The following is a 12649-nucleotide window of genomic DNA, read 5'->3' as shown; positions in this document are numbered from 1 at the left end:
GGTTGTTGAAGGCTTGGGCCAAGCGTATAGCGGCTGGATGTCGAACCCGTCTGACGTCGCCACCATAGCGCCCGAACCCGTCGCCGATTGTCCGCACTGCCAGAAGCCGATGCCGCTGTGCATCTGCGACAGCGTCACGCCGCTCGACAGCCGCATCGCGCTGCTGATCCTTCAGCATCCGCAGGAGCAGGACAGGGCACTCGGCACCGCGCGGCTGACGGCGCGGCATTTTGCCGATGCGACGGTGCGGGTCGGGCTGTCATGGCCGAGCCTTGCCAAGGCGCTTGGGCAACCCGTGGCGGATCCCGCGCGCTGGGCGGTGCTCTATCTCGGATCGGCGCGCGCCACTGATCTCGATAGCGACGCCGAGATCATCGCGCTTACGCGCAAGGGAGATATCGCCGACAACCAACGCGCCATCCTGAACAGGATCGAGGGCGTGGTGCTGCTCGACGGCACCTGGAGCCAGGCCAAGGCGCTGTGGTGGCGCAATCCCTGGATGCTGAAGTGCCAGCGCGTGATCCTCAATCCCGCAGCCCCCTCACGCTATGGGCGCTTGCGACGCGAGCCGCGCCGCGACGGGCTTGCCACCATCGAGGCTGCGGCCATGATGCTCGCGAGCCTCCAGCAGCGTCCGGATATTGCCGAGACGCTGCATGCGAGTTTTGAACGGATGTTAACACGCTATCGCAAAGTGCTGGCGGAGATGCCGGAACTTGCGCCAAAACCGGCAGGCCGAGGCCGCCGGCGCGATTTTCGCCGCAGCCGCCGCGGCTGACCGCCTGCGCCAAGGGCTTGCCCGCTGCGGAGCGGGAAGATAGAGACTCGGGGGCAGATATTGCCATCCCGTGATCGGGCCTAGCGTTGGAAAGCCAGGAGCGGGATGGGAAGTCGCATTCAGGCTGCGGCCAGAGAAATCGTCCGGCAAGGCGCGCAATTCGATCGCTGGGGCACGCTTGCCCTGATGGACATCTCCTTGCGGTATCGCCGCACGGTGATCGGCCCGCTCTGGATCACGCTGACGCTCGCTGCAACCATCGCCAGCGTCGGCACGGTCTATGCGACGCTGTTCAAGCAGGACGTCGCGGTCTTCCTGCCGTCCTTCGCCGTCGGCCTGATCGTCTGGATCCTGATCGCCGCAACGCTCCAGGAAGGCTCCAACGTCTTCGTGGCGTCCGGCCATCTGATCAAGGCCGTGCCGGCGCCGCTGATCGTGCACGTGCTGCAGATGACGGCGCGCAACGTCGTCATCTTCCTGCACCATCTGCTGCTGGTCGGTCTGCTCTATGTCGTGATGCCCTGGCCGCTGCACTGGACCTTGGTGCTCGCCGTTCCCGGCTTTGCTATCCTGCTGGTCACGCTGGTCGGCGGCGCGACTGCGCTCGGGCTGCTCTGCGCGCGCTTTCGCGACATCGGATCGGCGATCGTCAGCGGTCTGCAATTCATCTTCTTCCTCACGCCGATCATCTGGACCGAGGACGCAGTGCGCGGCACCGCCTTCCACTGGCTGACGCGGGTCAATCCGTTCGCAACGTTGCTCGATCTCGTGCGCAAGCCGCTCTTGTCGCAGCCGGCCGATCCGGAGCAATGGCTGCTCGGATCGCTCTACGCGATCGGCATGGCGCTGATCGGCCTTGGCTGCTACGCGAGATACCGCCATCGCGTGGCGTACTGGCTCTAGGTGCGCGCCATGAGCCCCGCTGCCTACATCGTGCTGCGCAATGTCTCGGTCGCGTTTCCCGTGCTGTCGTTTCGCGACCGCTCGCTGCGCAGCCGGTTCGTGCGCGCGGTGACGTTGCGCAATGCCGGCAATGCGCCGCGCCCGCACCTTGTCTCCGCGCTGAACGGGGTCGATCTCGATATCCACGCCGGCGACCGGCTCGGCATCATCGGCGCCAATGGCGCCGGCAAGACGACGCTGCTCAGGGTGCTGGCCGGCATCTACCATCCGACCGCAGGTACGGTCGATGTCTGCGGCCGCTGCCTGTCGCTGTTCGATCTCGCCGCCGGTTTCGACGAAGAGGCGACCGGCTACGAGAACATCCTGCGGCGCGGGCTGGTGATCGGAGCGCGGCGTACCGAGATCGAAGCGCGGCGTGCGGAGATCGCTGAGTTCACCGAGCTCGGCGACCGGCTCGACCTGCCGCTGCGTACCTATTCCAGCGGCATGATGCTGCGCCTGATCTTCGCGGTCGCAACTGCGATCGAAGGCGAGATCGTGCTGCTCGATGAGTGGATCGGCGTCGGCGACCAGCAGTTCCGCAGGAAAGCGCGCCAGCGGCTCGACGCGATCGTGGCGCGCGCCGGTATCCTCGTGCTCGCCTCGCACGACATCGATCTCATCAAGAACACTTGCAACCGCGCGATCCTGTTGCGCGAGGGACGTATCGTTGCCGCAGGTTCGACCGAAGAGATCCTCGGCCAATACCTGGCTGGCGCCGGCGAGGGCAGGGGCTGACTCCCGGCTGTTGGCCCTCTGAGTCGGATGCCTCGGCTGGTTCGCGTTTGTGACCTGACCAAGGCGGGCGCGGCAAAAAAAATCGAAATTATGTGCTGGAGCCCATCGCAAGGCTGAGCGATCGTAGAAATCGAGCACCACGGGCTAAAGTGGTGCCACAGGGAAAAGCGCTCATGCTCGCCGCGCTCGAGATTAATTTTGCGCTGTGGGGGATGATCATCTGTGCAAGCATCAAGCTCGCTCAGATGTTTGGGTAGCGGCCGCCCCGCCGCAATTTGGACGACCTTCCACAACTGATCGGAAGTCGGACGAAGGCGGTTGCCTAAGTCTTTGATCCCCTATATCAGTCCGGCCTTACGGGGCCACGTGGCGGAGTGGTTACGCAGCGGTCTGCAAAACCGTTTACACCAGTTCAATTCTGGTCGTGGCCTCCATCACAAACTCCTGATTTCCCAGCACAATTACGCCGGCGCGCGGGGGGCTTTTTTCCGCCGGATGCTGGGACGCGCCCGGAACTCACCCGGATTTGTCCGGGGTTGGCGGTTGAGCGCGATTCAGGTGCCTTGGCATGAAGATCGCATCACCTAGATCTGGATGATGAATCCTTGAACCGAGAATCCTGGAGCGCACGTGGGCGAGATCGTCCGATTTATTCCGAAGTCCGAGATCGAGCGGGCCCGTCTGATACGGGAAGCCCGCGCGATCTATGAGAGCATCTTTCCGTCCACTGGTCCCGTCAGGGATCCGCGTGAGTCGGACGACCAGTCGGGCACCCAAAGCTGATTGGTTGACGCGGAGCTAACGGAGAAAGGAGCGCGGGACGTCGCGATCAGCCGGCGGCGTACCAGCCATCCGGAAACGGCAGCAGCGGCCAGGCGCCCTCGTTATCGTTGGCGGCTTTGAGCGGCGCGTCAAAATTCCACGAGCGGGGCACGAATTCCTCCTCCGGCACGGGCTCGATGGCGGCCCGCACGGCATCCAGCAGCAAGTTGAACTCGGCTTCGCTCATCGCATCCTCCGGACTCAGTCCCGACGGCGCAAATTCGCAAAACCGGCTTTTTTCCCAATTGAGCGGATCGATCGAATTTTATCGATCCGGCGATCGGCGCTCGATTGGTTAGCGTTTCCCTAAGAAACCCGCGCGGAAGCTAGGCGGTTCCACCGCCCGGACAGTGTGAAAGAGATCACATTCCCAGAAGTTTCTTTCCCGTAAGTCTGACGTGACGCCGGCCGAGGTGGGCCGGGGGCGAAGCCGACGGGAGACGTCAGTCATGAAGGCGAGGTTCCTAAAGTTCGCAGGCGTGAAGAGCCGGGCCCGCCGGGCCTCGACTCTCGGATTGTTCCTGACGCTGTTTGCTTCCGCCGCTCATGCGCAAGGCACGCCCGAGCAGCGCCGGGCCTGCACCCCCGACGTCTATCGCCTCTGCGCCGGCGAGATCCCCAACGTCCGCGCCATCACCGCGTGCCTGCGGCGCAACAAGACGAGCCTGAGCGAGGCCTGCCGCGCCGTGTTCGAGCAGGCGGGCGGCTGAGCCGGCCACCTGTGGGTTCGTGCGCAGCAAGTTGGCGCATGTACAGTCGAAATCGACGCCGTTGCCATGTGGATATGCTGCGGACAAGCTGTGCGTGGCCGCTGCCGGCCGTTCCCATTTCGATGAAAATTGCAACCACCGCGTGCAAGAAGTCTTGATAGGCGGTGATCTATCAGTGACCGGCCGCCTTGAACGCCGCCGGTATCAGCGGCGACTAACCAATACAGTGCATAAGGATCAGTGGAACGTGATCGTCGATCCCGCTTGTAAAGCACCAAAATGATGCTTTAGTGCTTTCCATGAGCCAATCGCCCCGACAAGCGCCATCCGCGCTGCGTTACAGGCTCGCCCCTGAGCCGGCCGTCAAAGCCGCGCTGGAGGCGACCTTCGAGGCCTATGACCGCATGATGGAGATTCTGGAGGAGGTTGCCCGCACGCATAATGTGGGCTCCAACGTCGTGCTGCTGCATGCCCACGCCTACGACGCGATCCGAAAACAGACCGGGCTGCCGTCACGCCTGGTAACGCTGGGCCTGCGCGACCGCGCCGACTATCGCGCGGCAAGCGGCCGGCGGCTGCCGCTCGACGACAAGCTCGCCAAGCTCAAGGGCCCGACCACGATCTCCATCGCCACCGTGCAGGGGCGCTTCAGCGTGCCGTTCGATTACGTCGGCTACGCCGAGGGCTGGGGACAAAGCGTGCCCGCCCATCTGATCCGGACCGACGATGGTTTCGAAATTCACTACGGCGTCACGCCGAACAATCTGCCAGAGGAGGAGAACGCCGTGGATACCATCGCTGCCGCCCCCGAGAACTTCCTGTCCCGGGTCGGGCGCCTGATCGCGGGCATCGCCTATGACGCGATCGAGCAGGCCGAAGGCAAGAACAAGCTGAAGGTCGTGGGCCAGGCCATCCGCGAGATCGAGAACGCGGAGAACGAAGCGCGCGAGGCGCTCGCGGCCGCGCGCGCCGAGGAATATCGGCTGAACGCCCGGCGCAGCGAGATCGAGCGCGCGATGACCGATCTTGCCGAGAAGATCCAGGGCGCGATCGACGACAGCCGTGACGACCTCGCCCGCGCCGGCATCGCGCGGCAGATGGACCTCGAAGCGCAGTTCGAGGTGCTGTCGCGCGCGATCGACGAGAACAACGAGAAGATCGAGCAATGCGTCACCTCGCTGCGCGCGGTGCTCTCGGCACTCCAGGATGCCGAGCAGCGGCGCGCCGACCTCGAAAAAAGCGAGGCGGCCGCCGGCACGCATTCGACCGAAACGTCGAAGAAACAGACCGGCAACTCGGCCGCAGCAAAGGCGCTGCGTGCGGGCAAGGCGGTGGCGCGGGCCACCGGCGTGCCGGCGGGCATTCCGTTTTCGAGCGACATCGACGAGCTCAGCGCGTTGCATCGCGACAAGGAGATCGCGGCGAGGCTTGCGCGGTTGAAGACGCGCTCCTGAGTTCGCTCCGATGAGCACATTGCTCGAACATGTAATGGCGCCGGAGGTCAGGCCGTTCGCAATCGCGGCGGCCATGATCGTCATCGTCGGATCGGTCGAGGTGGTCTCGATGATGGTCGGGGCTTCCCTGAGCGAGATCCTAGGCACCAACATCGATTTCGGCCACCACAGCGACAATGGTGTGATCAACGCCATCTCCTGGATCAATCTCGGTGGCGTGCCACTGTTGATCTTCCTCCTGCTGTTCCTCGGCGCCTTTTCGATCACCGGCTTCCTGATCCAGGACATTGCGCGGATGGTCGCCGGCCCGTTACCGGCGAGCGTCGCCGCGCTCGGCGCGGGGGCTGCGTCAATTCCGCTGGTGCGCATCTCCAGCGGCTTCATCGCCAGGATCATTCCAAAGGACGAAAGCTATGCCGTCGGCCTCGGAGATCTCGTCGGTCGTATCGGCGAGGTCGTCATCGGTCCCCTGGACCAGGGGCCGCCCGGGCGCGTCAGTGTCGCCGACGTCCATGGCAACCGGCATTTCGTCTGGGCGGTCGCGGCGCCTTCGTCCGAGCCGCTGGCGCAGGGAAGCCTCGTCCTGCTGGTCGATCGCGTCGGCACCCGCTTTTTGGCGGTGAAAGCCGACGATGAACTCAAACCATCCAAATCCACTCTAAGCAATCAGCAAAGTAATTAGCGGAGAAATCTATGTTTGACATCGCAGTCCCGGCCATGATCGGCGTTGCGCTGATCCTCGTCCTGGGCATCGTCTTCACCACCCTCTACAAGCGCGCCACGCGCGACGAAGCGTTCGTCCGCACCGGCCTCGGTGGCAAGAAGGTCGTGCTCGACGGTGGCGCCATGATCCTGCCGATCTTCCACTCCTATGCTAGCGTCAACCTGAAGACGCTGCGGCTCACGGTCGAGCGCAAGGAGCGGGAATCCCTGATCACCAAGGATCGCCTGCGCGTCGACATCGTCGCCGAGTTCTATGTCCGCGTCCGCCCCGACGATGAGAGCATTGCGCTGGCGAGCCAGACGCTGGGCGCGCTGACCAATGACGCCGAAGCGCTGCGCAACCAGGTCGAAGCCAAATTCGTCGACGGCCTGCGTTCGGTGGCAGCCACCATGACCATCCTGGAACTGCAGGAGAAGCGCAGCGATTTCGTCAAGCACGTGCAGGCGACCGTGGAATCCGACGTCAAGTCCAACGGTCTTGAGCTGGAGTCGGTGTCGTTGACAAAGCTCGACCAGACCGACGTCAAGTTCTTCAACCCGGAAAACTTCTTCGACGCGGAGGGTCTCACCCAGCTCAAGACCATCACCGAGACCCGCCGGCGCGACCGCAACGCCATCGTCCGCGACAACGAGGTGGCGATCGCACAAAAGGACCTCGAGGCGCGGCAGCAGACCCTTGGGATCGAGCGCACCAAGAAGGAGGCCGAGCTCTCACAGGAGCGCGACATCGCCAACAAGACCGCGAGCACCCGCGCGGAAGTCGCCACCGCGACACAGACCGCGCGCCTCACGGAAGAGAACGCCCGCATCGACACCGACCGCGCGGTCGCCGAGAAGGAGGCCGGCGCCAAGCAGATCAAGGAAACGGCGGTGATCGAATCCGATCTCGCGATCAACAAGCGCAAGACCGACGCGCAGCGCGAAATCCAGATCGCGACGCAGGAGAACGAGATCCAGATCGCCGCCAAGAGCAAGCAGACCTCCGAAGCCGTCGCCGAAGCCAAGACTGCGGAAGCCGTGGCCGTGTCCGCGGAGGAAAAGGTCGTGACCGCACGCGCGGTCGAGGTTGCCGACCGCGCCCGCCTGACCCAGGTGCTCGCCGCACGCACCGAGGCCGAACGCAAATCGACCGAGCTGATCGTTGCGGCCGAAGCCGAGAAGAAGGCGGCGCTCGACCGCGCCGAGGCCACCAAGACGCTCGCGAGCGCGGAAGCCGAGGCCAACAAGATCAAGGCAGTCGGCGTCAAGAACATCGGTGAAGCCGAGGCGGCCGTCATCACCATGAAGAACGAGGCGCAGAACAAGCTCGGCAGCAACGTGATCGATTTCGAGATCGCCAAGAAGCGGATCGAGATGATGCCCTCGGCGCTCGCCGAGATGGTGAAGCCGATCGCCAACATCAAGGACGTTCGCATCCTGCACACTGGTGGCGCGTTCGGCGGCAGTGGTGCGAACGGCAGCAATGCCGGCTTCGGCGAAGGTCTCGCCGGCGAGCTGTTGAAGGTGCATGCGCTGCGGCCGATGATCGACGAGATCCTGCGCCAGAGCGGATTTGCGCCGGGTGAGGATCCCGTGAAGGCGCTGGTCGGCGCGGTCACCGGCAAGAGCAATGGTGCTGCGGTCGAGGTTGCGGCAAGCGTGCCCGCGCCTCAGACAACCGACGCAGCAGAGTAGGCTGTGATGCGTCGGCTATGAATGCCCATTCATTGCTGGCGTGAGCCCTAGTCGATAAGAACAGGCCGTGCGCTTCTCGCGTGGCGTACCGTTCCGGAGTGCAGGTCGATCGTGTGTTGAACCTTTCGATCGCTCTCCGGACGAGTTTTGCAAGGCAACGCCATTTGTTGCCCCGGCACCTGCGCCCAGGATGGGCAGGCGGCGGATGTTCTTTTTCATTGGGGCTCTCATGAAATATTTTCTGTCTGCACTCATTGCACTCGGTCTCTCGGTCGCAGCCGCGCCGTCGCAGGCCGCGGATTCCCGCAACGTCTCCGTCGTCAACGAGACCGGCTACGCCATCAAGTTTCTCGGCTTCAATTCGCCGGACGATGGTCTGGACGAATGGGACAACGAGCTCGACAAGACCTTGCAGAACCAGGCGAGCACTTATGTCGAGTTCGACGACGACGATGAAGGATGCGTCTGGAACATCCGCGTCGACTGGCAGAACTACAACGAATCCGTGCTGTGGAAGAACGTCAACCTCTGCAAGTTCAACGTCCTGAGGCTGCGCTACGACCCCGGTACCAAGACGACCTCCTTCATTGCGGAGTGAGCGTCGGATCACGGCGCGTTCGCGCCCACAGCAGGACCGGCGGGGAGGGGACGCGCGCCCTCCCTCGTGATGGCGAGGATATGACGAATTCGTCCTTTGCAAGCGCCGGAGGCTTTGTTATACGCAGCCGCGCGCGAACGTCGGTTCGCCCTTTTCCTCGGTAGCTCAGCGGTAGAGCATCCGACTGTTAATCGGATGGTCGCTGGTTCGAATCCAGCCCGGGGAGCCAAATTTCTCATCAACTTCAATATCTTGCCGCGCACTGATGTGCCGGAGCGCGAGGCTGTTCACGCGGACGTGCACGTCGTCTGCCGCGCCTACATCGCTACGACGCCAATTCGACTCAATTCAAATCGAGGTTCCCTGACGCTGGGCTTACGCGGAGCTGATTCCGATGCCGAACGTTCAGGTCGACCATTCCCACTTGTCCCCCTCGATTCTGCCCACCGACATCCCCGATCTCAGCGACGACGAATGCCTCGCGCTGCTCGCTCGCGCGGTCGAGACGCGCGATTCGGCCCGGCTGGATGAAGTCGCGGCCTTGATTGGCCGGCTCGCCGTCGCGATCGAATAGGGCCCAAGGCCCCAAGTCCATGCTGACGAGCCCGAGGCTTCCGCCTCGAGGCAATCGCCGTGTTGCGTTTTGGCGGGGCATGTTCCAAAGATGCCGCCACGTTTTTCCGCGGCGCCGTCCGCATTCCAGGGTTCCCTAAATGTCCGGTTTTGCGACCGCGCGCCAAAAGATGGTCGATGGCCAGGTGCGCACCAGTGACGTCACCGATCGCCGCATCCTCGATGCCATGCTCACCATCCCCCGCGAGGCTTTCGTGCCCGCAAGCCGGCAGGCGCTGGCCTACCTCGACCTCGATCTCGACGTCGCCGAGGCCGGATCGGCCAAGCGGTACCTGATCAAGCCGGCGCTCACCGCCAAGCTGCTGCAGGCGGCCGAGATCGGCGAGGCTGATCGTGTCCTGGTGGTCGGCTGCGCCAGCGGTTACGTCGCGGCACTTGCCGCCAGGCTCGCTGCGCAAGTCACGGCTACGGAAAGCGATTCGGCGCTTGCCGCAAAAGCGAATAGCAATCTGGCTGCCCTCGGATTTGCGAATGTGACGTGCGCAGCCGCGCCCAGCGCGGATGGGGACCCGGCGGCTGCCCCCTACGATGTGATCATCCTGAACGGGGCGACCGAAGTGACACCCCACGTGCTCTTCGAGCAGCTCAAGGAAGGCGGGCGGCTGGTCGGCGTGTCGGCCGAGACGACGCCCCCGCGGGCCATGATCGTGACCCGCGCCCATGGCGAATTCGGCCACCGCGCGCTGTTCGACGCAGCAGCCCCGGTTCTTCCCGGCCTGGCGCGGGCGCCCGCCTTCGTCTTCTGACGGGGTGGAACTCGTTAAAAATACCGTTCTGAATCAGAAGTGTGGCAGGGATGCTGCACGTGAAGACTTTCCGCTGCGAACAACCGCCGGGTAGTTCCGTCCGGCTTGACCACGTCCTATGGTGCGCCGGGGGCAACGACTCTCTGTCACCCGGCTCGCGGGCACGAGCCGGCGATAAGAATGAAACGGAACTTCTGGGATGCATGGGGTGAAGCTCTTCACCGGAGCTGCGGCTTCGGTCCTCCTGATGGCGCTCGCGGGGCATTCGTCGGCCTTGGCGGAGACGATCGAAGGCGCGCTGGTGCGCGCCTATCAGGATAATCCGCAGCTCAACGCGCAGCGCGCATTCGTCCGTTCGACGGACGAAAACGTGCCGCAGGCATTGTCCGGATATCGCCCCAAAGTCTCGCTGAACGCGAGCGTCGGCGCTCAAGTTCTGCACAGCGACTCGACGGCAGCCAGTACCGGTGGCCTCGTGATACACACGGTCAACAGTGGCAATAATGCACCGCGTGCAGCCGGTCTCACCGTGTCCCAGACGCTGTTCAACGGCAACCAGACCGGTAACCGGACCCGGGCCGCGGAGAATCAGGTTTCCGGCGCTCGCGAGGGATTGCGCAATCTCGAGCAGCAGGTGCTGTTCTCGGCGGCGCAGGCCTACATGGACTATCTGCGCGATTCGGCGACGGTCGAGGTCAACAAGAGCAACGTCCGCGTGCTCGAGCAGACGTTGAAGCAGACGCGAGACCGCTTCAACGTCGGCGAAGTCACCCGCACCGACGTGGCCCAGTCCGAAGCACAACTGGCTGCGGGGCGAACCCTCGAGCAGCAGTCCGAAGCAACGCTGACGGCGACGCGTGCGAACTATCGTCGCATCATCGGCATCGAGCCCGTCAATCTCGCGCCCGGCTCGCCGGTGGATCGCCTGCTGCCGCAGTCGCTGCCAAAGGCGGTCGAGCTAACGCTCATCCAAAACCCGACCGTAACGGCGGCGATGTTCGGGATCGATGTCGCCTTCATGAACCTGAAGGTGAACGAAGGCGCGTTGCTGCCGACGCTCACGTTCCAGGCCACGGTCAATCAAGCCTATGAGCAAACTCTGATCACTCCAAGCACGTTCAGCGCTGCCGCCATCGCACAGGCCTCGATGCCACTGTATCAGGGCGGCGGCGAATATTCGCTGATCCGGCAGTCCAAGGAGTCGCTGGCGCAGCAGCGGCTCGCGCTCGACCAAACGCGCGACCAGGCTCGGTCCGACACCGTATCTGCCTGGGGCCAGCTCGACGCGTCCAAGGCGCAGGTGCAATCGACGCAGGCCCAGGTGACGGCGTCCGAGATCGCACTGAACGGCGTGCGCGAGGAGGCAAAGGCCGGCCAGCGCACCACGCTCGACGTCCTCAACGCGCAGCAGGCGCTGGTCAACGCCCGCATCAACCTTGTGCAAGCGCAGCACGACCGCGTCGTGAATTCCTATCGCGTTCTCAGCTCGGTCGGCCGCCTGTCTCCGCAGGTGCTCGGCCTGAAGACCAACGTCTACGATCCCAGCGTGCACTACCACCAGGTGCGCGATAGCTGGGCCGGCGTGCGCACGCCCGACGGACGCTGATCTCCGCGACCAGAAGCATGATCCGGAAAAGTGTGAAGCGGTTCTCCGAAAAGATCATGCTCAGACAACAACCTAAAGCGCGATGACGATTCATTCGAATCTCGTCGCGCTTTAGGTCGGCGTTGCATCATGGCGATGCCGACTTGCGGTTTGCTTGCAATCATCAAACGCCCTGACATAGCCTTTCACTGAGATGCTGGCGCGATTCGCGCCGCACCTCATGTTGTTTGCGTAAGGCTTCGGTGACGTGGGCAGGGGGCGCACCGCCGCGCAATGAGTCGCAATCGCCGTGATCTGGGGACAAGTCAGGCGGTCGTGGCGAAAATGCTGAGCCACCCGTTCGGAACCGGCCAATCCTGTCGTGCTTGGTGTAAAACAACGCATGCGAGGGCGTTGATGATGTGGAGTCGGAGATGACGCAGCCTGCAAAGGTGCAAGAACCCTCGATGGAGGAGATTCTGGCCTCGATCCGGCGCATCATTGCCGACGATGAGGCCAAGCCTCCGCTGGCCGAGAAGGCCGCCGAACCTGCCAAGCCCGCTGCCGCGCCGGCGCCCAAGCCGGCCGCGATGAATGACATTCCGCCGTCCAAGATCGCGCCGGCCAAGCCTGCCGCCGAAAAACCGGCTGCGCCACCACCGGCTGCAAAGCCTGCGGCTCCGGCGCCGGCCGCAAGCAACAACCAGGACGATATCGACGCACTGCTGGCGGGGCTGGACGAGGCGACCCCCGCGCCCGAGATGCGGGCGCCGGAACCCGAGCCCGAGCCCGACGTGCTCGAGCTGACCGACGAGATGGCGGTGGAGACGCCAGCGCCTCCACCACCGAGCTTTCGCAAGGTTGAGCCGGGCGACGATGTCGAATTCGCCGAAGCCGCGGCGACGCCGTTCCGGCCGGCTCCTCCGCCACCGTCCTACCAACCGGTGAATTTCGACGCGCCGCCGCTGCCGCCGCAGCAGCCATTCCTGGCACAGACCACGGTCTCCGCCGTCGAATCCGCCTTCAATTCCCTGGCCCATACCGTCCTGAGCTCGAATGCGCGCACGCTGGAGGACCTGGTCAAGGAGATGCTGCGGCCGATGCTGAAATCCTGGCTCGACGACAACCTGCCGGGCCTCGTTGAACGCATCGTGAAGGCGGAAATCGAGCGGGTCTCGCGCGGCGGCCGGTAAGGCCGGGCCGCGTGGTCCCGATAAAGCCCTGCTTTTATGACCCATTGGGCCTG

The 12649-nt window shown here is 64.0% G+C and carries 14 protein-coding genes and 2 tRNA genes; 15 read left to right on the top strand and 1 reads right to left on the bottom strand.

What is annotated here, in order from left to right; all coding sequences use genetic code 11:
• Positions 1 to 37: 37 nt before the first annotated feature.
• From Q2941_RS20140 to Q2941_RS20120, 5 genes are all read left to right on the top strand, one after another.
• Positions 38 to 778 carry a tRNA-uridine aminocarboxypropyltransferase gene (locus tag Q2941_RS20140; protein WP_254112386.1) on the top strand — a complete coding sequence of 247 codons (741 nt, stop codon included), beginning with the start codon at positions 38 to 40 and terminating at the stop codon, positions 776 to 778.
• 105 nt (positions 779 to 883) lie between these two features.
• Positions 884 to 1681: an ABC transporter permease gene (locus Q2941_RS20135; RefSeq protein ID WP_084801747.1), complete on the top strand. Its 798-nt coding sequence runs from the start codon at positions 884 to 886 to the stop codon at positions 1679 to 1681.
• Positions 1682 to 1690: 9 nt separating this feature from the next.
• Positions 1691 to 2458: an ABC transporter ATP-binding protein gene (locus tag Q2941_RS20130; protein WP_458193513.1), complete on the top strand. Its 768-nt coding sequence runs from the start codon at positions 1691 to 1693 to the stop codon at positions 2456 to 2458.
• 360 nt (positions 2459 to 2818) lie between these two features.
• Positions 2819 to 2892: transfer RNA gene (locus Q2941_RS20125), tRNA-Cys, on the top strand.
• A gap of 196 nt (positions 2893 to 3088) precedes the next feature.
• Complete coding sequence (locus Q2941_RS20120; protein ID WP_458193512.1) at positions 3089 to 3241, top strand: hypothetical protein; 153 nt, start codon at positions 3089 to 3091, stop codon at positions 3239 to 3241.
• A 46-nt stretch (positions 3242 to 3287) separates the two neighbouring features.
• Here the strand turns inward: Q2941_RS20120 and Q2941_RS20115 are convergent, their stop codons facing one another.
• The gene (locus Q2941_RS20115) at positions 3288 to 3467 is read right to left on the bottom strand and encodes a hypothetical protein (RefSeq protein ID WP_027527053.1); all 180 of its coding nucleotides are present in this window, start codon (positions 3465 to 3467) and stop codon (positions 3288 to 3290) included.
• Positions 3468 to 3729: 262 nt separating this feature from the next.
• Between Q2941_RS20115 and Q2941_RS20110 the strand changes: the two genes are divergently transcribed.
• The 10 genes from Q2941_RS20110 to Q2941_RS20065 all read left to right on the top strand — a co-directional run bounded on the left by Q2941_RS20110 (position 3730) and on the right by Q2941_RS20065 (position 12596).
• Positions 3730 to 3990 carry a hypothetical protein gene (locus Q2941_RS20110; RefSeq protein ID WP_027527052.1) on the top strand — a complete coding sequence of 87 codons (261 nt, stop codon included), beginning with the start codon at positions 3730 to 3732 and terminating at the stop codon, positions 3988 to 3990.
• Positions 3991 to 4280: 290 nt separating this feature from the next.
• Positions 4281 to 5444, top strand: a complete 1164-nt coding sequence (locus tag Q2941_RS20105; protein WP_458193511.1) for a PspA/IM30 family protein — start codon at positions 4281 to 4283, stop codon at positions 5442 to 5444.
• Positions 5445 to 5454: 10 nt separating this feature from the next.
• Positions 5455 to 6126: an OB-fold-containig protein gene (locus Q2941_RS20100; RefSeq protein WP_254112388.1), complete on the top strand. Its 672-nt coding sequence runs from the start codon at positions 5455 to 5457 to the stop codon at positions 6124 to 6126.
• Between the two features lie 11 nt (positions 6127 to 6137).
• Positions 6138 to 7841, top strand: coding sequence for a flotillin family protein (locus Q2941_RS20095; protein WP_254112389.1), 1704 nt, complete (start codon positions 6138 to 6140; stop codon positions 7839 to 7841).
• Between the two features lie 229 nt (positions 7842 to 8070).
• Positions 8071 to 8439, top strand: a complete 369-nt coding sequence (locus Q2941_RS20090; protein WP_027527048.1) for a hypothetical protein — start codon at positions 8071 to 8073, stop codon at positions 8437 to 8439.
• A 154-nt stretch (positions 8440 to 8593) separates the two neighbouring features.
• Positions 8594 to 8668, top strand: a tRNA-Asn gene (locus Q2941_RS20085).
• 165 nt (positions 8669 to 8833) lie between these two features.
• Entirely contained in the window at positions 8834 to 9013 is a 180-nt protein-coding gene (locus tag Q2941_RS20080; RefSeq protein WP_254095211.1) for a hypothetical protein, read from the top strand.
• A 139-nt stretch (positions 9014 to 9152) separates the two neighbouring features.
• Positions 9153 to 9818: a protein-L-isoaspartate O-methyltransferase family protein gene (locus tag Q2941_RS20075; protein WP_458193510.1), complete on the top strand. Its 666-nt coding sequence runs from the start codon at positions 9153 to 9155 to the stop codon at positions 9816 to 9818.
• A gap of 199 nt (positions 9819 to 10017) precedes the next feature.
• Positions 10018 to 11424, top strand: coding sequence for a TolC family outer membrane protein (locus Q2941_RS20070; RefSeq protein ID WP_027523246.1), 1407 nt, complete (start codon positions 10018 to 10020; stop codon positions 11422 to 11424).
• Between the two features lie 413 nt (positions 11425 to 11837).
• Entirely contained in the window at positions 11838 to 12596 is a 759-nt protein-coding gene (locus tag Q2941_RS20065; protein WP_254112391.1) for a PopZ family protein, read from the top strand.
• Positions 12597 to 12649 lie beyond the last annotated feature (53 nt).

Source organism: Bradyrhizobium sp. UFLA05-153, assembly GCF_054185185.1.
The sequence above is the reverse complement of the archived record's forward strand: the minus strand, read 5'-3'. Positions and strand labels throughout refer to the sequence as shown.